The following is a 26,882-nucleotide window of genomic DNA, read 5'->3' on the forward strand; positions in this document are numbered from 1 at the left end:
GTTACTGGCAGCTTACCCAGGAGACAATGATGGCCCGGAAGGTCAGGCAAAACCAGTTGCTGACAACAGATTGGCAAGGATCGATTCTAAGGGTATGGCTGGCCCGCCAGACGCCCCCTTTTGCCTATCCACCCTATGGGTTTCGCCACGCCGAAGGGGTTGAGGACTGCCGCCTTGGTTTCAACGGGGAACGGCAGGAGCCCGTGATTGGTCATTACCTGCTGGGCCAAGGTTTCCGGCTGTACAACCCGGTCTTGATGCGGTTCAACAGCCCGGACGATTGGAGTCCATTCGGTGAGGGCGGTGTGAATGCCTATGCATATGTTCTGGGGGATCCTGTCAACCAGACAGATCCTTCAGGGCACATGGGAGGAGGTAAGAAACCCAAGCCCCAGAGGTCTACCTCTTTCGAAATGAGGCTTGCTGCAATCGGCTACGGAGGGCGGACACCAGGACCCGCCATTGACACGAATGTCATATCGCCTGCAAAAAATAAGAAAGGCTCGGCGGTCTCGCGGCTATCGGGAAGTGCGGAGTCAAAGAACAAGATTGTGTGGGAATTGAACCGGAAGAATGAGCGTATCGTACAGGAGTTGCCTCCTTTATTAGCAGGCCAGTATCAGCGCTTCCTGGAAATGGTTCCGCAGGTAGGGGCGCATGAAGCTGCCGATAATTTGGGAGATGTTGATTTGAAAATTCTGAAAAAAAATATTCGCCCAGGTCAACATCAGTGGCAGTTGCGACTTAGCCAAGGACAGCGCGTGACGTTCTTCCTAGAAGAATCAACTGACTCAAAGACGCATATCACAACGAAGATGGTTCATATCCGGGACGTTGGTGGCCATACTTAGTGTCCTGACAACACTTGTGGCTCTAATCAGATATGTGCTGTCGTCGAAAACGCCCGACCTTTAGGTCGGGCGTTGACTACCCTCACTGCAGAATCTGCGCCGGCTCATCCGGTGGCAGGTTGTCCCGCCCACGCGGCTGCTTCGCCTGCCCAGGCACCGAGCCGCCCAACTGCTCGGCCAACTGCTGCGCCACATCCTCGCCCAGCGCCTTCGATACATCGCGCACCACCCGCGGACGGTTCAACGTCACGCGGCGGTCCTGGCTTTTCACCAGCTTGGTGTCCTGCCCTTCGCCCATGGCGGTGAACGCCGAGGTGATCTCGTAGGTGCGGGTGTTGATCAGGCTGAAGTCGGCGACCACGGTCAGGCCCAGCACCGCCGAGTAGCTGTCGGTGTGGTCCAGCGAGTTGATGTCCTGCTGGAAGTCGATGTCCGACAGGGTGCCGAACAGCACGTAGTCGGCGCCCTTGAACGCGCCGTTCTTGATGCGGCGGATCACGTCGTAGACGTCTTCCTTCGAGTCGGCGGTATAAGGACGGCCCTGGACCAGCTGGAACATGCCGGTCTTGAGGATCTCACCCTTGATGTCGCCACCGAACTTGCGCAGCTCGGTCTGCTCGATGTAGCTGTTGAGGCTCTCGTACTCGCTGTAGCTCGACTGGCCGCTGGCGTGGTACATGCCGGCCTGGCCGCTGCTCTGGGCGTTGATGGTGTGGATGTACTCCTCCACCTGCGCTTGATAAGCCAGGTCGGTCACCGCCACCTTGGGGGCTGCCTGCGCGCCGAAGGCGCAGGCCAGGCCAATGATTGCCATCCATGCACGCATCGATCAGCGCTCCGTGGTCTTGCGGATTTCTTTTTCGTCCATCCACTCGGCCAGGCCGCTTTCCACGTCGATCAGCTGCAGGCTGAACTTGTAGAACACGTCCTTGTAGTCGCTGCTGCGTTTGACGATCGAGCTGATGGAGCCTTCCAGGCGATACTTGGCGGCGATCATGTTGCCGGTCTTGGCCACGGTCTTCTTCTTGTACAGGCCGCTCTGGTTCTGCAGCTTGAGCTGGTCGACCTGGCTCTGCATGTCGGTGTTGTCGCTGGCGAAGCGGGCGGCGCCGGACTTCATCAGCTGGGTCTTGATCGAGGTGGTGATCTCGCGGGTATCGATGTACTCGCTGGTCTTGTTCTTCACGTCGTACACCTGCACCACCGGGCGGCCGTGCAGCACGCCGGACTGGGCCAGCGAACGGGTCATGCTCTCGGCGATCATCTGCAGGTCGGTGGAGCCGAACTCGTTGGTCACCAGCTCGACAGCCTTGCTGTCGCCGTAGCTGATGTTCTTGCCGCCGAGAACCGGCGAAGGGGTGCTGCAGCCGCTGACCAGGGCAATGGCGAGGGCGGCGAGGGAAAGGCGTGCAAACATCGAATGTGCTCCTGAAAGGGGTTACCGGGTGTGGACTTCGAGGCGGAAGTCGCGGGCTGCGGGGCTCGGGGCGATGGCGGGCAGGAACTTGGCCTGTTTGCCGTACAGCGGCAGGGCTTTCCAGCTCTCTTCATCGGCCACCGGGAAACCATCGCTGCCTAGCCAGGCGAAGCGGTAGAACAGGGTCTGGTTGCTGCGGCTGCTGTTGGTCAAAGCCACGTTGACGGTGAGGTAGCCGTTTTCGCGGGCGACGCGCATCTGGCCGATCTCGATGTCATCCAGCTGGCCCATGGTCACCACCTTGCTGGCGGCGCTGCCGGGGGCAGGGGGTGGGGTGGCGCAGCCGGCCAGGAGGGCGACGGCGGCCAGGGCGAGGCATGTTTTGCGCATGTTCGATCCTTGGGTTACTTGAGGCTGGCGACAGCGGTGGCTGCGGCCTGCGGGTCGACTTCGACGGACGGGCCGCCAGCGAACACGCGGTTGCCGACCACGCGCAGGCTGACCACCTGGTAGGGGCGATCGACTTTCACCGTGACTTGGGTGCCGCCGAGGCTCGACGGCAGGCTCAGGTGGTGTTCGCCCTGTTTGAGGCGTACACGGGCCACCTGGGTTTCGTCGGGCAGGGTGCGCCAGGTGCGGGTATCGGCACCCTCCAGCACGGTGGAGGCGATTCCCACCACCAGCCCGGCCATCGGGTTGGACTGGTTCAGGTTCTTCTGTGCCACGCCACGGCTGATGGCGCGCACGCTGGTGCGCAGGATGATGCCCGGCATGTCGTCGCGCAGGGCGCGGCGCGACATGGCGGTGGTGCTGTTGAGCGCGGTCAGGGCCAGGGCCTTGTCGTTGAGCTGGATCTCGCTCAGGTGCGCGGTGGAGGTGTCTTCCTTGATGATCGGGAACGACAGCGGGGTGATCACCAGGTTGTCCTGGATCGGCAGCGGCAGGGGAATGCGGATCGAATCGCGGGCCGGGGCCAGGCCGGTCTGCACCACGATCAGCACGTCGCTTTCACCGGCCTTGGCGCTGTTCTTGTCCAGTTCGAGCAACGCCTGGTCGAGCAGCGGCGTGTTCGGGCGCAGCTCGGCGGCCTTGCGGTAGCCCGGCGCGGCCAGGCCTTTCTCGCCGAGGGCCTCGTAGACATAGCCGGACAGGTAATGGCTGAAGGCGCTCTGATAGCTGTTCTTCAGGCCGACCACCTCAGGGGCGTCGAGGCTGGCGACCGGGTAACCCTGCAGGTCCTTGTACTCGGTCTTGATGCCTTCCTTCTCGGCCTCTTCCTCGCGCTTGAGGTATTCCTTGTCGCGCAGTTCGGCGATGATCGCCTCGCGCTCGTGGGTCTTCTTGATCTCGGTGCGGGCGCCGTCGAAATCGTTCTGTGCCAGCAGGTTCAGGGCCATCTGCGTGGTCAGCATGACTTTTTCGTAGTCGTAGCCTTCGTAGCGACGGACCTTGTCGTTGACCAGGTAGCTGCCGAACTGGCTCAGGTACTTGTCGGTGTCGAGCTTGACCGACTCTTCCCACTGGAACACCACGCTGTCGGCTGAGCGCCAGGCGTCCTGGCTGCCCTTGAGGTCGCCCTTGGAGCGCAGCAGCTCGCCTTTCTCGAAGTAGTAGAGCAGGTCTTTCTTGTCGCCCTTGTTGTTGTTTTCCAGCAGGGCGAGGGCGGCGTCGACATTGCCGGCGGCCAACTGCTTGTTGGTCTCCTGCAGTTCGCTGTCGTAGCTGCGGAACACCGAGCAGCCGGTGAGCTGCACGGCGGCGACCAGGGTCGCCAGGGTGAGGGCGCGGGATACCATCGGACTTCTTCTTTCCCTGAAACGGTTGGCCGCGTGGGCGGGGGCGGCAGATCCCTCTGTTTTATCGCCAGAACCTCTCGATGGAGGCGCCTTGATTGCTAATGGCTATTACGGCGGCGCGGGATTATACCCAAAGTAGTAGCTACGTGATGGCGAATTGCTTCGCATTTTCTGCATGCGTGCCAGGTCGGAAAACCGCTTTCCAGGTTGTCGACCGGTCAATTTGTCGCAAGATTTTTCATGAAATATGCGGGTGAGCCTTGAGCGGGGGAGAGTGGAAGTGAACAATGTTCTCTTTCGTATTTCCGTCGAGATTGGCCATGATTTCCCGTTCCCGTCTGCTTGCCTGGCTGCCTGCCTTGTTGCTTGGCCCGGTACTGGCGCTGTGCAGCACCCCGACGCTGGCCGAAGCACCGGCCGAGGCGACCAAGGCGTTGCATCTGCTGGACTACATCGGTGCCGACTACCCGCCGACCGTGCGCGACGGCAAGGTGGTGGACGACGGGGAATACCGCGAGCAACAGGAGTTCAGCGGCGTGCTGGCCGAGCTGGTCAAGGGGCTGCCCGAGCATGCCGAGCGCGGCGCGCTGGAGCAGGGTGTCCAGAGCCTGCGCCAGGCCATCGACCAGCGTCAGGATGGCGCCGGTGTTGCTCGCCAGGCCCGCCAGCTGGGCGCACGCCTGGCGGTGGCCTACGAGGTCAGCCAGGCACCGGTGATCACCCCGGATCCGGCCCGTGGCGCAGCGCTGTATGCCCAGAATTGCTCGATCTGCCACGGCGATACCGGGCTGGGCGATGGCCCGGCCGGCGTCGGCCTGGAGCCTGCGCCGGCCAACCTACGCGATGCCGCGCGCCTCGACCAGCTCAGCCTGTTCGACCTGTACAACACCCTCGGGCTGGGCATCGAGGGCACCGAGATGCCCTCGTTCGCCGACCAGCTCGACGAGCGCCAGCGCTGGGACGTGGCGGCCTACATCGCCAGCTTCACCGCCGATCCGCAGGCGGCAAAGAGTGACAAGACCTGGAATCTCGCCGACCTGGCCCGGCAGACCCCGGCCGAGGTTGCCGCCAGTGAAGGCGCAAACGCCGTGGCCGCGTTCCGCGCCCAGCGGGCGCAACCGCCGCAGGTCAAGCGTGGCCCGGCGCAACTGCTCGAGTACACCTCCAGCACCCTGGACAAGAGCCTGGCGGCTTACCGCGCCAGCAACCACGACCAGGCCTACGACTTGTCGGTGGCGGCTTACCTGGAAGGCTTCGAGCTGGTGGAAAGCTCGCTCGACAACATCGACACCCAGGCTCGCAAGGACACCGAGAAGTCACTGATGGCCTACCGTCAGTCGCTGCAGGACGGCCTGCCGGTGGCCCAGGCCGAACAGCGTCTGGCCGAAGCCAAGGTCAAGCTCGAACAGGCCTCGAAGCTGCTGGGCAGCGATGGCCTGAGCTGGTCGTTGAGCTACATCTCTGGCCTGTTGATCCTGCTGCGCGAGGGCCTGGAGGCGATCCTGGTGCTGGCGGCGATCCTCGCCTTCCTGCGCAACACCGGCCAGCAGTCGGCGGTGCGCAGCGTCAACGTCGGCTGGGCCTTGGCGCTGGTCGTCGGTTTCGCCACCTGGGCCCTGGCGGCCTACGTGATCGATGTCGGTGGCGCGCAGCGTGAACTGCTCGAAGGTTGCACGGCGTTGTTCGCCGCGGTGATGGTGCTGTGGCTAGGCGTGTGGATGCACGACCGCCGCCACGCGGCCGCCTGGCAGGACTACATCAAGAGCAGCCTGGTCAGTGGCGGCGGGCGCTTCGGCTTTGCCGTGCTGGCGTTCTTCTCGGTGTACCGCGAGCTGTTCGAGGTGATCCTGTTCTACGAGACCCTTTGGCTGCAGGCCGGCCCGGCTGGCCACCAGGCGGTTCTGGCAGGCGGTGCCACGGCGCTGGTGCTGCTGGTGGGCCTGGCCTGGGTGATCCTGCGCGGCTCGGCCAAGCTGCCGCTGTCGTTGTTCTTCAGCATCAACGCGGCTTTGCTCTGTGCGCTGTCGGTGGTGTTCGCCGGGCATGGCGTCAAGGCGCTGCAGGAGGCCGGCGTGCTGGGTACGCGGCCGGTGGCGTTCTTCGAGTTCGACTGGCTGGGGATCCACGCCGATCTCTACTCGCTGAGCGCGCAGGCGGTGGCGTTGCTGGCTATCGTGTTCCTCTATGGACGCAGCCGCTTGGCCGAGAAGCGCCGGGCGGCGGCCAGCTGAGTCCGTGCAGGGGGAAGGGGTGGTGCGTCGCCGCCCCCCGATGAGGCTGGGGCTGGCATAATGTCCGCCTGTTCAGGCGCTATCGCGGGGCAAGCCCGCTCCCACGACGTCACTGCCCGGAGTACAGGATTAATCCCATGCGTGTATGGATCGATGCCGACGCCTGCCCCAAGGCGGCCAAGGACCTGATCGTCAAGTTCGCCCTCAAGCGCAAGCTGGAGGTGGTGATGGTGGCCGGTCAGCCACAGATCAAGCCGGCCTTCGCCTGCGTGCGGCTTATCGTGGTGCCCAGCGGCATGGACGCGGCCGACGATTACCTGGTGGACAACGCCGTGCCGGGCGAGTTGGTGATCTGCAGCGACGTGCCACTGGCCGACCGCTTGATCAAGAAAGGCGTGGCCGCGCTGGACCCGCGTGGCCGCGAGTTCGACGAGCGCAACATGGGTGAGCGCCTGGCGGTGCGCAACCTGTTCACCGAACTGCGCGAGCAGGGGCAGGTGGGCGGCGGGCAGGCACCTTATGGCGAACGCGAGAAGCAGGCGTTCGCCAATGCCCTGGACCGGATTCTGGGACGGCTTTCCAAGCGTTAAGTACGTGGGGCTGCCGGTTCCCGCATCTGTAGGTGATCCTGTGGGAGCCGGCTTGCCGGCGATGGCCTGCGTAGCAGGCCTTCGAGGCCTTACTTGTCACCCTCGTGGGTCAGCTCCAGCACCCGATCCACCAGCTTGTAGATACCACCCGCCGCCTCACTGATCGACTTGGCCAGCATGTACGCCGGGGTAGTCACCAGCTTGCGCTGGGTGTCTTCGACAATGTCATGCACATCGCATTCTTCATGGGTGCCACCCATCTTCACCACCGCCGCGCTGGTGCCGGCGTCAGTGCCGATGGTGCAGACCACGCCCGGCCCATAGATCTTCGCCGCCAAGGCCGGCGAGATGCAGATCAGCCCGACCGGCTTGCAGGCGTCGGCAAACGCCTCGGCCAGTGCCAGCACGTCCGGTTGCACGGTGCAGTTGGCGCCTTCGACGGCAAAGTTCGACAGGTTCTTCGCCGCGCCGAAGCCTCCCGGCACGATCAGGGCGTCGAAGTCCTCGACCTTGGCTTCGCGAATGTCCTTCACCTCGCCACGGGCAATGCGCGCCGACTCCACCAGCACATTGCGCGATTCCGGCATCTCCTCCCCGGTCAGGTGGTCGATCACATGCATCTGCGCGATGTTCGGCGCGAAGCACTGCACCTGGGCGCCGCGCTGGTCCAGGCGCAGCAGGGTGATCACGCTCTCATGGATTTCGGCGCCGTCGTACACGCCGCAACCGGACAGAATCACCGCAACTTTTTTTGTCATGCTCAATACTCCAGTGTCGAGGCGCTAAATGTCCTCTAGTTTGGCAGATGTAGCCATGGGATTTGCCCTTCGCCGGGCCTAATCTTCGTGAACAACCTTGGAGGTGGCCGTTCATGGACCTGATTCTGCTGGCCGTGCCGTTCTTCTTCGTGCTGATCGCGGTGGAGCTGATCGCCGACCGCGTGCGCGGGCGTCGCAACTACCAGCTTGCCGACTCGATCAACAGCCTGAGCACCGGTGCGCTGTCCACCAGCACCGGGCTGCTGACCAAAGGGGTGGGGCTGGTCACCTATGCCGTGGCATGGGAGCACCTGGCCTGGTTGCGGCTGCCGGCGGATGCCTGGTGGGTGTGGGTGGTCGCCTTCGTGCTTTACGACCTCTGTTACTACTGGCTGCACCGCCTGGGCCACGAGCGCAACATCCTGTGGGCAGCGCACTCGGTGCATCACCAGAGCGAGGAGTACAACCTCACCACCGCCTTGCGCCAGACCAGCAGCGGGTTCTTGTTTTCCTGGATCTTCTACCTGCCGCTGGCGCTGCTGGGCGTGCCGCCCCTGGTGTTCATCACCGTGGCATCGCTGAACCTGCTGTACCAGTTCTGGGTGCACACCCGCCATGTGCCCAAGCTGGGCTGGCTCGAGTGGATTTTCATCACGCCGTCCAACCATCGCGTCCACCATGCGCAGAATCCTCTGTACTTGGATCGCAACTACGGCGGCGTGTTCATAATCTGGGACCGGCTGTTCGGCACCTTCCAGGAAGAGGACGAGCGCGAGCCGGTGATCTTTGGCGTGACCATGCCTTTGGCGAGCTGGAACCCGCTGTGGGCCAACGTGCAGTTCTATGCCCAGCTGTGGGACGACGCCCGGCGAACGGCCCGTTGGTGGGACAAGCTGCGCATCTGGTTCATGCCCACCGGCTGGCGGCCGGCGGACGTGGCCGCCGCTTATCCACAGGCCAAGCAGGACCTCGCCGCGTTTCGCAAGTTCGCGATCCCGCTGGGCGCTGCGCAGCAGCTGTACGTCACGGCGCAGTTCGCGTTCTACGTGGCGTTGGGCAGTTATCTGATGGAGGTGGCGGAGCAGGTGACGCCCGCGGCCCTGGCATTGGGCTGGATGGTGATGGCGTTCGGGCTGTTCGTGCTGGGCGTGGCGCTGGAAGACCGGGCCTGGGCAGGGCGCCTGGAACTGGCGCGCCTGCTGTCGAATGCGCCCGCGCTGTATCTGGCCGGCGCGCTTGGCTTAGTGCTGGTCACGCCGTTGTTCTGGCTGCTGCTGCTCGGCTACAGCTTGCTCAGCCTCGGCGGCCTGGCCCTCTGCCGCCGCGCGACGCTCGGCGCGGCTATTGCGAAAGCGCCGGCGCAGCCAGAGCGTGAGGCCCAACACCAGCAGGCCGCCGAGCACCCATAACTCGTATTTCTTGATGCTGCCCAGCATGCCTTCGAGGATGGCGCCGAAGTGGTAGGCGGCCAGGCCCAGGGCCATGGCCCAGACTGCGGCGCCGATGCCATTGAGCAGCAGGTAGCGGCGTGGCGGGTAGCCGGACAGGCCGATGGCCACCGGCATGACCGTGCGCAGGCCGTAGACGAAGCGGAAGCTCAGCACCCAGATGTCCGGATGGCGGCGGATATGCTCCAGCGCGCGGTCGCCCATGGCCTGCCAGCGAGGCTTGCGGGCGAGGATCTTGCGCCCATGGCGGCGGCCCATGAAGTACCACAGTTGGTCACCGGCGTAGCTGCCACAAAAGGCCACCAGGACTACCAGCTTGATATCCATGTATTCGCGGAACGCAAGAAACCCGGCGAGCACGAGGATCGTCTCGCCCTCGAAGAACGTGCCGAGAAAAAGGGCAAAATAGCCGAAATCGTTCAGGAATTGTTGAAGCATTTTCTGGCGTGCTGGCGAAATGAACGCGCAGCCTACCCCTTCGGGCGCGATCGGGAAAGTGTCCAAATGTGTCTCGACGTGAACATTTCCTACAAGGACAATGACTGCGGCCACAAGTCGCAGGGTTGCCCTCGGGTGTCACACAGGCGTCATAATGGCCGCTTATAACTGTCGCGCTCGCCCGCCTGCGCGGGCTCAGGAGTCTGCCGTGAGCTTTACCCCCGCCAATCGTCTGTTTCCTGCCACCCGTCTGCGTCGCAACCGTCGGGACGAATTCTCCCGTCGCCTGGTTCGCGAAAACACCCTGACCGTCGATGACCTGATTCTTCCGGTATTCGTACTAGACGGCGAAGGCCGCCGTGAAGAAGTGCCGTCCATGCCGGGCGTCGAGCGCCTGTCGATCGACCTGCTGCTGGAAGCCGCACAGGGGTGGGTAGAGCTGGGCATTCCGGCGCTGGCGCTGTTCCCGGTGACCCCGACCGAAAAGAAATCCCTCGATGGCGCCGAAGCGTGGAACCCGGACGGCATCGCCCAGCGCGCCACCCGTGCCCTGCGTGCCCGCTTCCCGGAGCTGGGGGTGATCACCGACGTGGCCCTTGACCCGTTCACCACCCACGGTCAGGACGGCATCCTCGACGAGGAAGGCTACGTGCAGAACGACATCACCGTCGACGCGCTGGTGCGTCAGGCGCTGTCCCATGCCGAGGCTGGCGCCCAGGTCGTCGCCCCATCGGACATGATGGACGGCCGTCTTGGCGCGATCCGCGAAGCCCTCGAAGTTGCCGGTCACGTCAACGTGCGCATCATGGCCTACTCGGCCAAGTACGCCAGCGCCTACTACGGCCCGTTCCGCGATGCGGTCGGCTCGGCGCTGAACCTGGGCAAGGCCAACAAGGCCTCCTACCAGATGGATCCGGCCAACAGCGACGAGGCCTTGCACGAAGTGGCCACCGACCTCGCCGAAGGCGCCGACATGGTCATGGTCAAGCCGGGCATGCCGTACCTGGACATCGTTCACCGGGTGAAGACCGAGTTCAAGGTGCCGACCTTCGTCTATCAGGTCAGCGGCGAGTACGCCATGCACATGGCCGCGATCCAGAACGGCTGGCTCAGCGAAGCCGTGATCCTTGAATCCCTCACCGCATTCAAACGGGCAGGCGCCGACGGCATCCTGACCTATTTCGCCGTGCGTGCCGCTCAAATGATGAGAGGGCAGTAACGCTCTCCAGGAACGTCAGATGAATAACGAAGTGCTCAACCCTGTCGCGATCAAGGATGCCCAGGCCGTGCCCGAAGAGATGGTGCAGACGCCGCCCGACCTGCCGGCGGTAGCGCAGCCGGAACCTGTCGCTGAAGCCGCCCCTGCTCCAGCGCCTGCGCCGGCTCCGGCGATCGCCGTGCCGAGCCTGGACGACAGCAGCCTGTACATTCATCGCGAGCTTTCGCAGCTGCAGTTCAATATCCGCGTGCTGGAGCAGGCGCTGGACGAGTCGTACCCGCTGCTCGAGCGCCTGAAGTTCCTGTTGATCTTCTCCAGCAACCTGGACGAGTTCTTCGAAATCCGCGTGGCCGGCCTGAAGAAGCAGATCAACTTCGCCCGCGAACAGGCCGGCGCCGACGGCCTGCAGCCGCACCAGGCGCTGGCGCGCATCAGCGAGCTGGTGCATCTCGAAGTGGATCGCCAGTACGCGATCCTCAACGACGTGCTGCTGCCGGAGCTGGAAAAACACGCCATTCGCTTTATCCGCCGCCGTTACTGGACGCCCAAGCTCAAGACCTGGGTACGGCGCTTCTTCCGCGACGAGATCGCGCCGATCATCACCCCGATCGGCCTCGACCCGACCCACCCGTTCCCGCTGCTGGTGAACAAGAGCCTGAACTTCATCGTCGAGCTCGAGGGTGTCGACGCCTTCGGCCGCGATTCGGGCCTGGCGATCATTCCGGCACCGCGCCTGCTGCCGCGGGTAATCCGCGTGCCGGAAGACGTGGGTGGGCCTGGCGACAACTATGTGTTCCTGTCGTCGATGATCCATGCCCATGCCGATGACCTGTTCCAGGGCATGAAGGTCAAGGGTTGCTACCAGTTCCGCCTGACCCGTAACGCCGACCTGGCGCTGGACTCCGAAGAAGTCGACGACCTGGCCCGGGCCCTGCGCGGCGAGCTGTTCTCGCGCCGCTACGGCGATGCGGTGCGCCTCGAGGTGGCCGACACTTGCCCGAAACACCTCTCCGACTACCTGCTCAAGCAGTTCAGCCTGAGCGAGAGCGAGCTGTACCAGGTCAACGGCCCGGTCAACCTGACCCGCCTGTTCAGCATCACCGGGCTCGACAGCCACCCGGAGCTGCAGTACACGCCGTTCACCCCGGCGATCCCCAAGCTGCTCGTCAATGCCGACAACATCTTCAGCGTGATCGGCAAGCAGGACGTGTTGCTGATGCACCCGTTCGAGTCGTTCACCCCGGTGATCGACCTGCTGCGCCAGGCCGCCAAGGACCCGCACGTGCTTGCCGTGCGCCAGACGCTCTATCGCTCGGGCGCCAACTCGGAGATCGTCGACGCCCTGGTGGACGCGGCGCGTAACGGCAAGGAGGTCACCGCGGTGATCGAATTGCGCGCCCGCTTCGACGAAGAGTCCAACCTGCAGATGGCCAGCCGCCTGCAGGCCGCTGGCGCGGTGGTGATCTACGGGGTGGTCGGTTTCAAGACCCACGCCAAGATGATGCTGATCCTGCGCCGCGAGCAGGGCGAGATCGTCCGTTACGCGCACCTGGGGACCGGCAACTACCACGCCGGCAACGCCCGCCTGTACACCGACTACAGCCTGCTGACCTCCGACGACGCCCTCACCGAAGACGTCGGCAAACTGTTCAGCCAGTTGATCGGCATGGGCAAGACCCTGCGCATGAAGAAGCTGCTGCACGCGCCCTTCACCCTGAAGAAGGGCATGCTCGACATGATCGCCCGGGAGACCCAGTTCGCCCTGGAGGGCAAGCCGGCACACATCATCGCCAAGTTCAATTCGCTGACCGACGCCAAGATCATCAAGGCGCTGTACAAGGCCAGCCAGTCGGGCGTGCGCATCGACCTGGTGGTGCGCGGCATGTGCTGCCTGCGTCCGGGCATCCCGGGCGTTTCGCACAACATCCATGTGCGCTCGATCATCGGCCGCTTCCTCGAGCACACCCGGGTGTTCTATTTCCTCAATGGCGGCGAGGAGCAGATCTACCTGTCCAGTGCCGACTGGATGGAGCGCAACCTCGACAAGCGCGTCGAGACCTGCTTCCCGGTGGAAGGCAAGAAGCTGTTGCTACGGGTCAAGAAGGAACTGGAAGGCTACCTGACCGACAACACCCAGGCCTGGACCTTGCAGCCGGACGGGCGCTACGTGCGCAGCACCCCGACCGGCAACCAGAACCCGCGCAGTGCCCAGGCGACCCTGCTGGAGCGCCTGAGCAACCCGGTGCTCAACGTACGCTGAGGACGAAGCCGACCCGGGCCAGCCACTCCGCCTCGTTGGCGAAGTCGGCCTGGGTCAGCTGGTTCTGTTCCAGCCAGTTGCCAGGGAAAACCACTTCCAGGCTGTTGTCGCCGGCGTGCAGCACCACTTTCGGCATCTGCTGGGTGCCGCGGATGTGGTGGAAGAGAATGGCGAAGCGCAGCAGTACGCACAGGCGGATCAGCTTGATGCCTTCGTCGCCGAACTCGGCGAACTTGTCCTTGGGGATGTTGCGGCGATGGCCGCGCACCAGCAGTGCCATCATCTGCTGGTCTTCGCGGGAGAAGCCGGACAGGTCGGAGTGCTCGATCAGGTAGGCTCCGTGCTTGTGGTAGTGATAATGGGCGATATCCAAGCCCACTTCATGCACTTTCGCCGCCCAACCCAGAAGATCGCGCCAGTTGCCCTCTTCTAGGTCCCATGCCTTGGCCACCTGGTCGAAGGCGTGCAGCGCCTTGCGCTCCACGCGTGCGGCCTGGCCTTGATCGACGTGGTAGCGCTCCATCAGCGAGTTCAGGGTGCGCTCGCGCACGTCCTCGTGGTGGTGGCGGCCCAGCAGGTCGAACAGCACGCCCTCACGCAGGGCACCGTCGCAGTGCTCCATGCGCTGCAGCTCCAGCGCGTCGAAGATCGCCTCGAGGATGGCCAGCCCCGCCGGGAAGATGGTGCGGCGATCGGGCTTGACCCCTTCGAAGTCGATCTTGTCGGTCTCGCCCAGCTTGAACAGCTTGCGCTTGACCCAGGCCAGGCCCTCGGCGTTGACCTCGCCATTGCCCAGGCCGCCGGACTTGATGGCGGCGCCGATGGCACGGATGGTCCCGGATGAGCCGATCGCCTCGTCCCAGGTCAGGCGGTGCAGGGCGTTCTCGATGCTCATCAGTTCCAGGCGCGCGGCGGTGTAGGCCTGGGCGTAGCGTGCCGGGGTGATCTTGCCGTCGCGGAAATAACGCTGGGTGAAGCTGACGCAGCCCATCTGCAGGCTTTCGCGCAGCAGCGGCTCGAAACGCTGGCCGATGATGAACTCGGTGCTGCCGCCGCCGATGTCGGCGACCAGGCGCTTGCCCGGGGTGTCGGCCAGGGTGTGGGACACGCCCAGGTAGATCAGGCGCGCCTCTTCACGGCCGGAAATCACCTCGACCGGGTGGCCGAGGATGGCCTCGGCGCGCAGGATGAATTCGTTGCGGTTGCGTGCTTCGCGCAAGGCGTTGGTGCCGACGATGCGCACCGCGCCCTGCGGCATGCCGTTGATCAGTTGGGCGAAGCGCTTGAGGCATTCCAGGCCGCGTTGCATGGCTTCTTCGCTGAGCCTGCGCTCATCGTCGATGCCGGCGGCGAGCTGAACCTTTTCTCCAAGCCTTTCGAGGATGCGGATTTCCGTGTGATGGGCCTTGGCCACGACCATGTGGAAGCTGTTGGAGCCCAGGTCGATGGCGGCGATCAGAGACAGGTTCTTCGCGGTGGTATGCGGCATGGTCTGGAGGTTCTCGGTCGTTAACCCGGCAATCGTGCCACGATCGTGGTCCTACGCCAACGAGCGGCACTGCAAGGCTTGATGCATGGCAATGTCATAGCAATGTTATGACCGTGATATGACAGTTTCGATTCGTGGCGTCTTGCACAACTATAGTTACACTCAATCGTCTGTGGCTTCCTGTCGCGCCTGGGTGCGGCTATGATGGGCAACGTTTTTTTGTGCTTACGACCTGGAGATATCCATGAGCAGCGATCTTATCAAACATGTCACCGACGCCAGCTTCGAAGCCGACGTACTCAAGGCTGAAGGCGCGGTGCTGGTCGACTACTGGGCTGAATGGTGCGGCCCATGCAAGATGATCGCGCCGGTACTGGACGACATCGCTTCGGAATATGAAGGCAAGGTGACCATCGCCAAGCTGAACATCGACGAAAACCAGGAAACCCCGGCCAAGCACGGCGTGCGTGGTATCCCGACGCTGATGCTGTTCAAGAACGGCAACGTCGAGGCCACCAAGGTCGGCGCATTGTCCAAGTCGCAGCTCAAAGCGTTCCTCGACGCCAGCCTGTGATTGGATGAAGCCCCGCAAATGCGGGGCTTTTCTTTATCTGTTGTAGGTGGTTTTCCTGAGGGCTGGCGAGCCCCGGCCTTGCGACCATCCAGTCGGATAGCCCCGTAAAACACTGGCCAAAACCACTAGACGTCGAAAAAAGCAAGTGTTACATTCGGCCTCGCACTGCTTCTCCAGTGCCCTCTGCACGCCGTCGCCGAAGCATCCCTAATTCGAATCAGTACGCGATCCTGTCGCCATCTAGCGGCGCGGCCTCATTAAGCCAACTGCTTAATTTTTCCCTTCCTTACATGATTACGTCACTCCCCTTATGAACCTGACAGAACTCAAGCAAAAGCCGATTACCGATCTTTTGGAAATGGCCGAACAGATGGGCATCGAAAACATGGCCCGTTCGCGCAAACAGGACGTGATTTTCGCCCTGCTGAAGAAGCATGCGAAAAGCGGCGAAGAGATCTCGGGTGACGGCGTGCTGGAGATTCTCCAGGATGGTTTCGGTTTCCTGCGTTCGGCGGATGCCTCTTACCTGGCCGGCCCTGATGACATCTACGTTTCGCCCAGCCAGATCCGTCGCTTCAACTTGCGCACCGGCGACACCATCGTCGGCAAGATCCGCCCACCGAAGGAAGGCGAGCGTTACTTCGCGCTGCTGAAGGTCGATACCATCAACTTCGACCGTCCGGAAAACGCGAAGAACAAGATCCTCTTCGAAAACCTGACGCCGCTGTTCCCCAACAAGCGCCTGAAGATGGAAGCCGGTAACGGCTCCACCGAAGACCTCACCGGTCGTGTGATCGACCTGTGCGCCCCGATCGGCAAAGGCCAGCGTGGCCTGATCGTCGCACCGCCGAAAGCCGGTAAGACCATCATGCTGCAGAACATCGCGGCCAACATTACCCGTAACAACCCCGAGTGCCACCTGATCGTCCTGCTGATCGACGAGCGCCCGGAAGAAGTGACCGAGATGCAGCGCACCGTGCGCGGCGAAGTGGTCGCTTCGACCTTCGACGAGCCGCCGACCCGCCACGTGCAGGTTGCCGAGATGGTCATCGAGAAGGCCAAGCGCCTGGTCGAGCACAAGAAAGACGTGGTCATCCTGCTCGACTCCATCACCCGTCTGGCGCGTGCCTACAACACCGTGATCCCGAGCTCCGGCAAGGTGCTGACCGGTGGTGTCGACGCCCACGCCCTGGAGAAGCCGAAGCGCTTCTTCGGTGCCGCCCGTAACATCGAGGAAGGCGGTTCGCTGACCATCATCGCCACCGCGCTGGTCGAAACCGGCTCGAAGATGGACGAGGTGATCTACGAAGAGTTCAAGGGTACCGGCAACATGGAGCTGCCCCTGGACCGCCGCATCGCCGAGAAGCGTGTGTTCCCGGCCATCAACATCAACAAGTCCGGTACCCGTCGCGAAGAGCTGCTGACCGCCGACGACGAACTGCAGCGCATGTGGATCCTGCGCAAGCTGCTGCACCCGATGGACGAGATCGCCGCCATCGAGTTCCTGGTCGACAAGCTCAAGCAGACCAAGACCAACGATGAGTTCTTCCTGTCGATGAAGCGCAAGTAAGCGTTTCAGACCGGCATTGATTGGGGCTGCCTTGCAGCCCATCGCGGGGCAAGCCCGCTCCCACGGAATCTGTGGGAGCGGGCTTGCCCCGCGATGGGATCGCAAAGCGGCCCCTTTTCATTTTTTGCCCCCAAACAAGGCGTGAACGGCGCTACACTCTGCACCCCGACCGATACGCCCAACACGAGGCCCTTGCATGCAGTATCGCGATTTGCGCGACTTCATTCGTGGCCTGGAACAGCGCGGTGAACTCAAGCGCATCCAGGTTCCCATCTCCCCAGTTCTGGAAATGACCGAAGTCTGCGACCGCACGCTGCGCGCCAAGGGTCCGGCCTTGCTCTTCGAAAAACCCACCGGCTTCGACATGCCGGTGCTGGGCAACCTGTTCGGGACCCCCGAGCGCGTGGCCATGGGCATGGGCGCCGAGTCGACCGAAGAACTGCGCGAGATCGGCAAGCTGCTGGCGTTTCTCAAGGAGCCCGAGCCGCCGAAGGGCCTGAAGGACGCCTGGTCGAAGCTGCCGATCTTCAAGAAGGTCGTGTCCATGGCGCCGAAGGTGGTCAAGGACGCGGTGTGCCAGGAAATCGTGGTCGAAGGCGATGATGTCGACCTCGGCCAGCTGCCGATCCAGCACTGCTGGCCGGGCGATGTTGCGCCACTGATCACCTGGGGCCTGACCGTGACTCGCGGGCCGAACAAGGACCGCCAGAACCTGGGTATCTATCGCCAGCAGGTGATTGGCCGCAACAAGGTGATCATGCGCTGGCTGAGCCACCGCGGCGGGGCGCTGGACTACCGCGAATGGTGCGAGAAGCATCCTGGCCAGCCGTTCCCGGTAGCCGTGGCGTTGGGCGCGGACCCGGCGACCATCCTCGGTGCCGTGACCCCGGTCCCGGACACGCTTTCCGAATACGCCTTCGCTGGCCTGTTGCGTGGCAACCGCACCGAACTGGTCAAGTGCCGTGGCAACGACCTGCAGGTACCGGCCACCGCCGAGATCATCCTCGAAGGCGTGATCCACCCCGGCGAGATGGCCCCGGAAGGCCCGTACGGCGACCACACCGGCTACTACAACGAAGTGGACAGCTTCCCGGTGTTTACCGTCGAGCGCATCACCCACCGGCAAAAGCCGATCTACCACAGCACCTACACCGGCAGGCCGCCGGATGAGCCGGCGATCCTTGGCGTGGCGCTGAACGAAGTGTTCGTGCCGATCCTGCAGAAGCAGTTCCCCGAGATCACCGACTTCTACCTGCCGCCGGAAGGCTGCTCGTACCGCATGGCGGTGGTGACCATGAAGAAGCAGTACCCTGGCCATGCCAAGCGCGTGATGCTGGGTGTGTGGTCGTTCCTGCGACAGTTCATGTACACCAAGTTCGTTATCGTCACCGACGACGATATCAACGCTCGCGACTGGAACGATGTGATCTGGGCTATCACCACGCGCATGGACCCCAAGCGTGATACGGTGATGATCGACAATACCCCGATCGACTACCTCGACTTCGCGTCGCCGGTATCGGGGCTGGGGTCGAAGATGGGCCTGGACGCCACGCACAAATGGCCGGGCGAGACTACACGCGAATGGGGCCGGGTCATCGTCAAGGACGAGGCCGTCACCCGCCGTATCGATGAGCTGTGGGACCAGTTGGGAATAGATTGATGCAGGTAACCTTGCAGCCTTCCGGGGCGGTACTGGCGGTCGAACCGGGTGAAAGGATTCTGGATGCGGCACGGCGCCTGGGCTATGACTGCCCGAATAGCTGCCGCAACGGCAACTGCCATGTGTGTGCCGCGCTGCTGGTGGAAGGCAGTGTTCGCCAGGAAGGCCAGGTGCGCGATCACGGTGAGCTGTTCACCTGCATCGCCGAGCCGCTGGAGGACTGTGTGTTGCTGTGGGATGGTGTGCTGGCCCTGGGCGAGCTGCCGCTGCGCAAGCTGGCCTGTACCGTGAGCGAGTGCGTCGAGATCGGTGGCGATGTCTGGCGCGTGCGCCTGCGCGCGCCGGCCGGCAAGCCGCCCCGCTACCACGCCGGGCAATACCTGATGATCGAGCGTGAGGGCATGGACAAGGCAGCTTTTTCGCTCGCTTCGGCGCCCCACGGTGGGCGTGAGCTGGAGCTACATGTGCTGGCCCGCGAAAGCAGTGCCGTGCAGTTGATCCAGCAGTTGCAGCGCAATGGCCTGGCCCGCATCGAACTGCCATTTGGTGATGCGCACCTGGCAGAGTTGCCCGACGGCCCGCTGGTACTGATCGCCGCCGGTACCGGTATGGGGCAGATGCACAGCCTGATCGAGCACTGCCGGGCGCAGGGCTTCAAGCACCCGGTGCACTTGTACTGGGGGGTGCGCCGGCCTGAAGACTTCTACCAGATCGAGCACTGGGCCGAGTGGGAGCGCCTGCCGAACCTGTTCCTGCACAAGGTGGTCAGCGATCTGTGCGGTTGGGAAGGGCGGTGTGGCCTGCTCCACGAAGCGGTATGCGAGGACATTGGCGACCTCAACCAGGTGCATGTCTATGCCAGTGGCTCGCCGAACATGGTCTACGCCACCCTCGATGCATTGGTCGAGGCAGGCATGGATGCCCACCGCATGCGGGCTGACGTGTTCGCCTACGCGCCACGCGGGTGAAGTAACCCGGCACGCTGCAAGGGCGTGTCGGGTTTAATAACCAAGTGTTTTCCTGTTGATTATATGGCGGAGATTGTTACCGGTGCGGGTAATAAGTTTCGCTATACTCGGACTATTAGTTTCCGTTCAGCGGATGCTTTAATGAAATCCTGTTTTCGGGGTTGAGTGCAAAGTGCGTTCTGCCTTACGTTAGGTGCCAGGTAAATCGCCGGGCAAACCCGTTCCCACGCGATCCTGGTAGGCCTTTGTGGAAGCGGGCTTGCCCCGCGATAGCATCCGAACAGGCACGGCAATACCTGCACTTTGGTAGTTCTCAGGAATTAATGGCGGCAGCTCATGTCGACACTTGAAAGTTCATCCTGGCAAGTCTCCTATCCGCCGTCGCTCGACTTCGGCCAACAACTCACCGCCGAACAATTGCATCGCTCGATGCAGGACACGATGTCGCAACATGAGGGCGGCCCGGTCTGGCTGTTTGCCTATGGTTCGCTGATCTGGCGCCCCGAATGCAACTCGGTCGAGCGCCAGCGGGCGCGGGTGCATGGTTACCACCGCGGCCTCTACCTGTGGTCCCACGAACACCGTGGCACTCCGGAGTGCCCGGGCCTGGTGTTCGGCCTGGATCGTGGCGGCTCCTGCAGCGGCTTCGCCTTCCGTCTGGACGAAACCAACCTGCACGACTCGCTGATGGCCCTGTGGCAGCGTGAAATGCCGTTCCCGGCCTATCGTCCGCATTGGCTGAGCTGCCGCCTGGACGACGGCAGCAAGGTGCAGGCGCTGGGTTTCGTGCTGGAGCGGCACCTGCCGTGCTACGCGGGCAACCTGCCGGACACCCTGCTCAGCCAGATCCTCGCCAGCGCCAAGGGGCGATATGGCACCACGCGCGATTACGTGGAGCAGACCCTCAACGCCCTGCGCAACCACCAGATGCCCGATCGCAACCTGGAAGCGCGCTTCAGGCGTTGCCACAACCTGCGCGAGGTGTGAGCCCCGCGCATCGGCTTCACTCCTGGCCGGCGGCGGTGCCTAGGAACTTGCGCAGGAACTGGCGCGTGCGCTCTTCCTTCGGGTTGGCGAACAGCGCCTTGGCCTCGCCCTGCTCGACGATCACGCCCTTGTCGAAGAAGATCACCCGGTTGGCGACATCGCGGGCGAAGCTCATCTCGTGGGTGACGATGATCATGGTGCGCTTCTCCTCGGCCAGGCCGCGGATGGTTTCCAGCACTTCGCCAACCAGTTCGGGGTCGAGCGCCGAGGTGGGCTCGTCGAAAAGGATCACTTCCGGCTCCATGGCCAGGGCCCGGGCGATGGCCACCCGTTGCTGCTGGCCACCGGACAGGCGCTTGGGGTAGGCGTCCTCCTTGCCTGCCAGGCCGACTTTGGCCAGCAGGCGCCTGGCCAGCTCGATGGCCTTGTCGCGGGGCGTCTTCTTGACGATCACCGGCCCTTCGATGACGTTCTCCAGGGCGGTGCGGTGAGGGAACAGGTTGAAGTTCTGGAACACGAAACCGGCCTGTTGGCGCAGGCGGCGGATCGCACTCTGCTGGCCACCCAACGGACGGTTGGCATCGATGCTGATATCGCCGATCTGGATGCGCCCGGCATCGGGGGTTTCCAGCAGGTTCAGGCAGCGCAGGAAGGTGGTCTTGCCCGAGCCGCTGGGGCCGATGATGGCCACCACTTCGCCGGGCTGCACGCTCAGGTCGATGCCGTTGAGCACGGTCTGGCCCTTGAACTGCTTGCTCAGGCCTTCTACGACGATCATTTCAGTGCTCCTGGTCGTGCTGGTTGACCCGCGCTTCCATGCGGTTCTGGAAGTGCGCCAGGATGCTGCAGAGGATCCAGTAGACCACCGCGACAGCCAGGTACATGGTGAAGACCTCGAAGGTCCGTGCGGTGATCAGCTGCGCCTGGCGGAATAGCTCGGGCACCTGGATGGTCGCCGCCAGGGCGGTGTCCTTGACCAGCGAGATGAAGCTATTGCCCAGCGGTGGCAGGGCAGTGCGCAGGGCCTGCGGCAGGATCGCCCGGCGCATGGCCTGGGTGCGGGTCATGCCAATGCTGGCGGCTGCTTCCCACTGGCCACGGTCGATCGAGGAGATTGCCGCACGGAGGATCTCGCAGATATACGCCGCCATGTTCAGCGACAGGCCGATCAGCGAGGCCGGGATCGGATCGAGCTCGATGCCGATCTGCGGCAGGCCGAAGTAGATCACGAACAGCTGCACCAGCAGCGGCGTGCCGCGGAAGAACGACACATAGATACGCGCCAGCCAGTCCAGCGGCAGGATCTTCGACAGCCGCATCAGCGCCAGGGCGAAGCCCAGCACCAGGCCAAAGAACATGCCGCCGACGCTGAGCAGCACGGTATAACCCGCGCCCTTCAACAGGAAGGGCGCGGAATCGACAACGAGTTGCAGGCTTTCAGCGATCATTTGGTGACATCGGCACCGAAGTATTTCTCGGACAGCTTGGCCAGCGAGCCGTCGGCCTTGAGCTTGTCGATGGCCTTGTTCAGCGCATCGAGCAGTTCAGGTTCGCCTTTGCGCAAGGCCACGCCCGATTCCAGCTTGGAGAATTTCTCGCCAGCGAGTGCGGTCGGTTTCTTGTCCTTGGCGGTTTTCTGGACGTACTCGAGTGCAGCCAGGCGATCGATCAGGATGGCGTCGATACGACCGTTGCGCAGGTCGGCGAACTTGGTCGGGTCATCTTCGTAGGTGCGCACATCGGCTGTCGGCACATCCTGTTTCACCCATTGCTCATAGTTGGTGCCCAGGCCGACACCGACCTTCTTGCCACCGAGATCGGCGGCAGTCTTGATGTTTTTCTCGTTGTCGCTGCCCTTGAGTACCAGGGCCTGAATGCCGGAAACGGTGTAGGGCTCGGAGAAATCGTACTTCTTCTTGCGTTCCTCGGAGATGGTCACCTGGTTGATCACCACGTCGAGGCGCTTGGATTCCAGTGCGGCGAGGATGCCGTCCCACTTGGTCGGCTGGACCTTGGCCTTGACCCCCAGCTCCTTGGCCAGCAACTCGGACAGCTCGACCTCGAAGCCGGTCAGCTCGCCGTTTTCGTCCTGGAAGCTGAACGGTGGGTAGGTGCCTTCCAGGCCGACGTTGATCACGCCTTTTTCCTGGATGGTCTTCAACTGTTCGCCGGCAAAGGCCTGGCCGAGCAGGCCAGCGCCGAGCAGGAGCGCCAGGCTGGCGTTGAGAAGGGGTTTGGCGAATTTGGTCATGGCATGCCCCGCGCTTGTTGTGGAAGTAGTGAGGTGGCGACTATAGAGGTGGGCTTCATAGGCCGGGAAATAATAAAAAATCAGGTTGTTATTCCAAAGCTGCAAATTGCAACGGCTTATACCCGACTTAGCTCAGGATGGAATAAAGCGTTGTTTTTTCCAAGAGGCAGATTTGACGTATCGTGTTTTGCACCTCCTTGTAGGAGCGTATGTAAATCGAGAAAGCCGCCTGGCAGGAGAAACACCGTGAGCGAACAACCATCAACCGGGCACTGGCAACTGCAGGGTATCGTCAGTGGCCTGCGCAACGCCCGCGAGCAGTGGCGCAGCAGCAATGGCCGCAGCAGCGGCGAGCAGGGCGGGCGCGAACTGCCGTCGCGCGAGGCGCTGCGGCAGATTCTCGAACAGCTGTGCGGCGCGCTGTTCCCCATGCGCCTGGGGCCGGTGGACCTGCGCGAGGAAAGCGAGGACTTCTATGTAGGCCATACCCTCGACGCCGCCCTCACCGCGCTGCTGGCCCAGGCCCGTCTGGAACTGCGCTACGCGGCGCGCCATGGCAAGACCGATGTGGTCGATGTCGATACCCACGCCCTGCGCCTGATCCAGGATTTCGCCGCGGCCCTGCCGGCGCTGCGCGTGCTGCTGGACACCGACGTACTCGCCGCCTTCCACGGTGACCCGGCGGCGCGCAGCGTCGACGAGGTGCTGCTGTGCTACCCCGGCATCCTGGCGATCATCCACCACCGGCTGGCCCACCACCTCTATCGAGCCGGCCTGCCGCTGCTGGCGCGGATCAGTTCGGAGCTGGCGCACTCGGCCACCGGCATCGACATCCACCCCGGTGCGCAGATCGGCCCGAGCTTCTTCATCGACCACGGCACCGGCGTGGTGATCGGCGAGACCGCGATCATCGGTGAGCGGGTGCGCATCTACCAGGCGGTGACCCTGGGCGCCAAGCGCTTCCCCAGCGACGAGTCCGGCACCTTGCACAAGGGCCTGGCGCGGCACCCGATCGTCGAGGACGACGTGGTGATCTACGCCGGCGCGACCATCCTCGGGCGGATCACCATCGGCAAGGGTTCTACCATTGGCGGCAACGTCTGGCTGACCCGCAGCGTGCCGGCTGACAGCAACATTACCCAGGCGAACCTGCAGCTCGATTGCGAGGGCAAGAAAGCCCTCTAGCTCAAGGCTTTTGAGGCGTGGCGGCGGGAGTTCCCGCCCCCACCTCGATCACGCCCTGGAGCGGCATCGGGTCGCATTGAAATCCAATCCATGTTTAACTTGAACGCTTGTTCAACGAAAAACGCTGGTCCATTGCCGGTGTTCAAAAGGAGGAATCGCCTTTGCTGAACCCGTTCAATCCGAACCTCACGTCCCGTGACGAGGTGCCTGTTCGATGAGTGCACCGACCCCCGATCTTGCCAACGGCAAGATCCGCATGAACCCCCCCGTGTTCTATTTCGCGGCAAGCTTCATCCTCATTTTCGGCCTGATCGTCATCGCCCAGCCCCAGGCTGCCGGCGAGTGGTTGCTGGCCGCGCAGAACTGGGCGGCCAACACGGTCGGCTGGTACTACATGCTGGCCATGACCCTGTACCTGGTCTTCGTGGTGGTCACCGCCTTGTCGGGCTACGGCAAGATCAAGCTCGGCGCCGACCATGACGAGCCCGAGTTCAGCTACCTGTCCTGGGCCGGCATGCTGTTCGCCGCCGGCATCAGCATCACGCTGTTCTTCTTCTGCGTCTCCGAACCGCTGACCCACATGCTCCAGCCGCCACAAGGTGAGGCGGGCACGGCCGAGGCCGGGCGCCAGGCGATGCAGATCCTGTTCCTGCACTGGGGCCTGCACGGCTGGGGTGTGTTCGCCTTCGTCGGCATGGCACTCGCCTACTTCGCCTACCGTCACAACCTGCCACTGGCCCTGCGCTCGGCGCTATACCCGCTGATCGGCAAGCGCATCAACGGGCCGATCGGCTACGCAGTGGATGGCTTCGGCATCATCGCCACGGTATTCGGCCTGGGCGCCGACATGGGCTTCGGCGTACTGCACCTGAACGCAGGCCTGGACTACCTGTTCGGCATCAGCCACAGCCAATGGGTGCAGGTGATCCTCATCACCCTGATGATGGGCGCGGCCGTGGCCGTGGCGGTCGCCGGGGTAGAGAAGGGCGTGCGGGTGATGAGCGACATCAACCTGTTCCTGGCCTGCGCGCTGCTGCTGTTCGTGCTGTTCGCCGGGCCCACCCAGCACCTGTTCAATACGCTGATCCAGAACCTCGGTGACTACCTTGGCGCCCTGCCGCGCAAGAGCTTCGATGTGTACGCCTACGGCGAGCAGCGCGACTGGCTGGGCGGTTGGACGGTGTTCTACTGGGCCTGGTGGATTGCCTGGGCGCCGTTCGTGGGGTTGTTCATCGCCCGTATCTCGCGGGGCCGGACCATTCGCGAGTTCGTCTTCGGCGTGCTGCTGATCCCGCTGGGCTTCACCCTGGCGTGGATGTCGATCTTCGGCAACAGCGCCCTGGACCAGGTGATCAACCACGGCATGACCGCGCTCGGCCAGTCAGCCCTCGACAACCCGTCGATGAGCCTGTACCTGCTGCTGGAAACCTACCCGTGGAGCAAGACGGTGATCGCCGTGACGGTGTTCATCAGTTTCGTGTTCTTCGTCACTTCTGCCGACTCCGGCACCGTGGTGCTGTCGACGCTGTCGGCCAAGGGCGGCGGCGCCGACGAGGACGGCCCGAACTGGCTGCGGATCTTCTGGGGTGCGATGACTGCGCTGATTACCAGCAGCCTGCTGTTCGCCGGCAGCATCGACTCGCTGAAGTCGGCGGTGGTGCTGACCTCGTTGCCGTTCTCGCTGATCCTGCTGTGCATGATGTGGGGGCTGCACAAGGCCTTCTACCTGGAAAGCCAGCGGCAGATCGCACAGATGCATTCGCTGGCGCCGTTCGCCCAATCCCGGCGCGGGCGTGGTGGCTGGCGCCAACGCCTGAGCCAGGCGGTGCACTTCCCGTCTCGGGACGAGGTGTATCGCTTCATGGACGACGTGGTGCGCCCGGCCATCGCCGAGGTGCGCGAGGTGTTCGAGCAGAAGGGCCTGGTGTTGATCACCCAGGACGACCCGAGCCATGACAACGTCAGCCTGAAGATCGGCCATGGCGAGGAGCAGCCGTTCATCTACCAGGTGCAGATGCGCGGCTACTTCACGCCATCGTTCGCCTTGGGCGGGCTGGGGACCCAGGACTTGAAGAACCGCCGCTACTACCGTGCGGAGGTGCATCTGTCCGAGGGCAGCCAGAACTACGACCTGGTGGGCTACAGCAAGGAACAGATCATCAACGACATCCTCGACCAGTACGAGCGGCACATGCAGTACCTGCACCTGGTCAGGTAGAACGCTGGGGACGCTCCCGCAGGTTTGTGGCAAAACCTGTGGGAGCTGGCCTGCCAGCGAAAGGAGGCCAACGGCCTCCCCGGATCTTTCAGAACGGCGCATCCCCCAGGATGGTCGCCCGATGCATCACCCGCCGGCTGGGGCGGTAGTCATCCACCGCAAAGTGCTGCGTCACGCGGTTGTCCCAGAACGCCACGTCATTTTCCTGCCAACGCCAGCGAATGCTGAACTCTGGCCGCGTCGCATGGGCGAACAGCAGCTTGAGCAGCGCCTCGCTCTCCAGTTCGTTCAGTTCGTTGATCCGCGTGGTGAACCCTTCATTGACGAACAATGCCTTGCGTCCACTGACCGGGTGGGTGCGTACCACCGGGTGCGACAGCGGCGGGTTGTTGCGCCGGGTCGCCTCCCAGCGTGCCAGGTCCTCGGGCGTGGTGCCGAAACGCTCCAGCGGGAACGACTTGGTGAAGTCATGGGTGGCGGTCAGGCCGTCGAGCATCTCGCGCAGTGGCGCCGACAGCGCCTCGAACGCAGCTATGCCGCTGGCCCACAGGGTATCGCCACCATAGGCCGGCAGCTGCTTGGCACTGAGCACCGCGCCCAGCGCCGGGGTCGGCAGGAAGGTCACGTCGGTGTGCCACACGGCGTTGTCGCGCACGTCGGTGACTGCGGTGTCGAGGATCAACACCTGCGGTGTCTCCGGCACATTGGGGTAGATCGGGTGGATATGCAGGTCGCCGAAGCGGGCGGCGAAGCGCGCCTGCTGCTCGGGGGTGATCGGTTGATCGCGGAAGAACAGCACCTGGTGTTCGAGCAGCGCCTGCTCGATGGCGTCACGCTGTTCGGCAGTGATGTCGCGGCTGATGTCCACGCCGCTGATCTGCGCGCCCAGTGCCGGGCTCAAGGGGGTAACGGTCAGGCTCATGTGGTTTCTCGTTGCAGGTGCCGGGTTGCCGGCGTGGTCATTCGGTG

General features: G+C 63.4%; 23 protein-coding genes and 1 pseudogene. 13 read left to right on the forward strand and 11 right to left on the reverse strand.

Going from position 1 to position 26,882, the window contains the following annotated elements; translation table 11 throughout:
- Positions 1 to 29: 29 nt before the first annotated feature.
- Complete coding sequence (locus DFS21_RS13270; protein ID WP_256591381.1) at positions 30 to 851, forward strand: RHS repeat-associated core domain-containing protein; 822 nt, start codon at positions 30 to 32, stop codon at positions 849 to 851.
- A gap of 82 nt (positions 852 to 933) precedes the next feature.
- Here DFS21_RS13270 and DFS21_RS13275 read toward each other — a convergent pair whose 3' ends face one another.
- From DFS21_RS13275 to DFS21_RS13290, 4 genes are read right to left on the reverse strand one after another with little or no spacing between them, the layout of a single operon-like run.
- Positions 934 to 1,677 (reverse strand): penicillin-binding protein activator LpoB, encoded by a 744-nt coding sequence (locus DFS21_RS13275; RefSeq protein WP_110700128.1) that lies wholly within the window; start codon positions 1,675 to 1,677, stop codon positions 934 to 936.
- Between the two features lie 3 nt (positions 1,678 to 1,680).
- Positions 1,681 to 2,268 (reverse strand): penicillin-binding protein activator LpoB, encoded by a 588-nt coding sequence (lpoB, locus tag DFS21_RS13280; RefSeq protein ID WP_023632455.1) that lies wholly within the window; start codon positions 2,266 to 2,268, stop codon positions 1,681 to 1,683.
- A 21-nt stretch (positions 2,269 to 2,289) separates the two neighbouring features.
- The gene (locus DFS21_RS13285; RefSeq protein ID WP_111532472.1) at positions 2,290 to 2,658 is read right to left on the reverse strand and encodes a YcfL family protein; all 369 of its coding nucleotides are present in this window, start codon (positions 2,656 to 2,658) and stop codon (positions 2,290 to 2,292) included.
- 14 nt (positions 2,659 to 2,672) lie between these two features.
- A complete protein-coding gene (locus tag DFS21_RS13290; protein ID WP_111532473.1) occupies positions 2,673 to 4,064 on the reverse strand; it encodes a COG3014 family protein in 1,392 nt (463 codons plus the stop codon).
- 287 nt (positions 4,065 to 4,351) lie between these two features.
- Between DFS21_RS13290 and DFS21_RS13295 the strand changes: the two genes are divergently transcribed.
- Complete coding sequence (locus tag DFS21_RS13295; protein ID WP_111532474.1) at positions 4,352 to 6,295, forward strand: cytochrome c/FTR1 family iron permease; 1,944 nt, start codon at positions 4,352 to 4,354, stop codon at positions 6,293 to 6,295.
- A gap of 137 nt (positions 6,296 to 6,432) precedes the next feature.
- The gene (locus DFS21_RS13300; RefSeq protein WP_102684976.1) at positions 6,433 to 6,885 is read left to right on the forward strand and encodes a YaiI/YqxD family protein; all 453 of its coding nucleotides are present in this window, start codon (positions 6,433 to 6,435) and stop codon (positions 6,883 to 6,885) included.
- A gap of 89 nt (positions 6,886 to 6,974) precedes the next feature.
- Here the strand turns inward: DFS21_RS13300 and elbB are convergent, their stop codons facing one another.
- Positions 6,975 to 7,643 (reverse strand): isoprenoid biosynthesis glyoxalase ElbB, encoded by a 669-nt coding sequence (elbB, locus tag DFS21_RS13305; protein ID WP_110700134.1) that lies wholly within the window; start codon positions 7,641 to 7,643, stop codon positions 6,975 to 6,977.
- 113 nt (positions 7,644 to 7,756) lie between these two features.
- Here elbB and DFS21_RS26920 point away from each other — a divergent pair.
- A pseudogene (locus DFS21_RS26920) lies at positions 7,757 to 8,383 on the forward strand (sterol desaturase family protein); the annotation flags it as partial.
- Between the two features lie 501 nt (positions 8,384 to 8,884).
- On the opposite strand, the gene DFS21_RS13315 reads toward DFS21_RS26920, so the two are convergent.
- The gene (locus tag DFS21_RS13315; RefSeq protein WP_178082018.1) at positions 8,885 to 9,529 is read right to left on the reverse strand and encodes a DedA family protein; all 645 of its coding nucleotides are present in this window, start codon (positions 9,527 to 9,529) and stop codon (positions 8,885 to 8,887) included.
- Between the two features lie 208 nt (positions 9,530 to 9,737).
- Between DFS21_RS13315 and hemB the strand changes: the two genes are divergently transcribed.
- Positions 9,738 to 10,748: a porphobilinogen synthase gene (gene hemB / locus DFS21_RS13320; protein WP_023631873.1), complete on the forward strand. Its 1,011-nt coding sequence runs from the start codon at positions 9,738 to 9,740 to the stop codon at positions 10,746 to 10,748.
- 79 nt (positions 10,749 to 10,827) lie between these two features.
- Positions 10,828 to 13,008 (forward strand): polyphosphate kinase 1, encoded by a 2,181-nt coding sequence (gene ppk1 / locus DFS21_RS13325; RefSeq protein WP_371918078.1) that lies wholly within the window; start codon positions 10,828 to 10,830, stop codon positions 13,006 to 13,008.
- Here ppk1 and ppx read toward each other — a convergent pair.
- Positions 12,995 to 14,497 carry an exopolyphosphatase gene (gene ppx, locus DFS21_RS13330; protein ID WP_102684972.1) on the reverse strand — a complete coding sequence of 501 codons (1,503 nt, stop codon included), beginning with the start codon at positions 14,495 to 14,497 and terminating at the stop codon, positions 12,995 to 12,997. The two genes, ppk1 and ppx, sit on opposite strands and share 14 nt — an antisense overlap.
- A gap of 244 nt (positions 14,498 to 14,741) precedes the next feature.
- On the opposite strand from ppx, the gene trxA reads away from it, so the two are divergent.
- The 5 genes from trxA (at position 14,742) to DFS21_RS13355 (ending at position 20,259) form a co-directional block, all read left to right on the forward strand.
- Complete coding sequence (gene trxA / locus DFS21_RS13335) at positions 14,742 to 15,071, forward strand: thioredoxin TrxA (RefSeq protein WP_110700138.1); 330 nt, start codon at positions 14,742 to 14,744, stop codon at positions 15,069 to 15,071.
- Between the two features lie 310 nt (positions 15,072 to 15,381).
- Positions 15,382 to 16,641, forward strand: a complete 1,260-nt coding sequence (rho, locus tag DFS21_RS13340; RefSeq protein WP_011536308.1) for a transcription termination factor Rho — start codon at positions 15,382 to 15,384, stop codon at positions 16,639 to 16,641.
- Between the two features lie 196 nt (positions 16,642 to 16,837).
- Positions 16,838 to 18,304: a 4-hydroxy-3-polyprenylbenzoate decarboxylase gene (gene ubiD, locus DFS21_RS13345; protein ID WP_046857534.1), complete on the forward strand. Its 1,467-nt coding sequence runs from the start codon at positions 16,838 to 16,840 to the stop codon at positions 18,302 to 18,304.
- On the forward strand, positions 18,304 to 19,272 hold the full coding sequence (locus DFS21_RS13350; RefSeq protein ID WP_102683474.1) for a CDP-6-deoxy-delta-3,4-glucoseen reductase: 969 nt from the start codon (positions 18,304 to 18,306) through the stop codon (positions 19,270 to 19,272). Before ubiD ends, DFS21_RS13350 begins: the two co-directional genes overlap by 1 nt.
- A gap of 336 nt (positions 19,273 to 19,608) precedes the next feature.
- Positions 19,609 to 20,259: a gamma-glutamylcyclotransferase gene (locus DFS21_RS13355; protein ID WP_110700140.1), complete on the forward strand. Its 651-nt coding sequence runs from the start codon at positions 19,609 to 19,611 to the stop codon at positions 20,257 to 20,259.
- A gap of 16 nt (positions 20,260 to 20,275) precedes the next feature.
- Here the strand turns inward: DFS21_RS13355 and tcyN are convergent, their stop codons facing one another.
- The 3 genes from tcyN to tcyJ are packed head-to-tail and all read right to left on the reverse strand — an operon-like array spanning position 20,276 to position 22,510.
- Entirely contained in the window at positions 20,276 to 21,037 is a 762-nt protein-coding gene (gene tcyN / locus DFS21_RS13360) for an L-cystine ABC transporter ATP-binding protein TcyN (RefSeq protein WP_111532475.1), read from the reverse strand.
- A 1-nt stretch (position 21,038) separates the two neighbouring features.
- Complete coding sequence (tcyL, locus tag DFS21_RS13365; RefSeq protein WP_046857530.1) at positions 21,039 to 21,707, reverse strand: cystine ABC transporter permease; 669 nt, start codon at positions 21,705 to 21,707, stop codon at positions 21,039 to 21,041.
- Positions 21,704 to 22,510, reverse strand: coding sequence for a cystine ABC transporter substrate-binding protein (gene tcyJ, locus DFS21_RS13370; RefSeq protein ID WP_111532476.1), 807 nt, complete (start codon positions 22,508 to 22,510; stop codon positions 21,704 to 21,706). Before tcyJ ends, tcyL begins: the two co-directional genes overlap by 4 nt.
- A 246-nt stretch (positions 22,511 to 22,756) precedes the next feature.
- On the opposite strand from tcyJ, the gene epsC reads away from it, so the two are divergent.
- The gene (gene epsC, locus DFS21_RS13375; protein ID WP_046857529.1) at positions 22,757 to 23,695 is read left to right on the forward strand and encodes a serine O-acetyltransferase EpsC; all 939 of its coding nucleotides are present in this window, start codon (positions 22,757 to 22,759) and stop codon (positions 23,693 to 23,695) included.
- Positions 23,696 to 23,951: 256 nt separating this feature from the next.
- Positions 23,952 to 25,913 carry a choline transporter BetT gene (gene betT / locus DFS21_RS13380; protein ID WP_173862440.1) on the forward strand — a complete coding sequence of 654 codons (1,962 nt, stop codon included), beginning with the start codon at positions 23,952 to 23,954 and terminating at the stop codon, positions 25,911 to 25,913.
- Between the two features lie 88 nt (positions 25,914 to 26,001).
- Here betT and tauD read toward each other — a convergent pair whose 3' ends face one another.
- On the reverse strand, positions 26,002 to 26,835 hold the full coding sequence (tauD, locus tag DFS21_RS13385) for a taurine dioxygenase (RefSeq protein ID WP_111532477.1): 834 nt from the start codon (positions 26,833 to 26,835) through the stop codon (positions 26,002 to 26,004).
- Positions 26,836 to 26,882 lie beyond the last annotated feature (47 nt).

The sequence above is a fragment of the Pseudomonas sp. 2848 genome, assembly GCF_003253945.1.
GTDB lineage: Bacteria > Pseudomonadota > Gammaproteobacteria > Pseudomonadales > Pseudomonadaceae > Aquipseudomonas.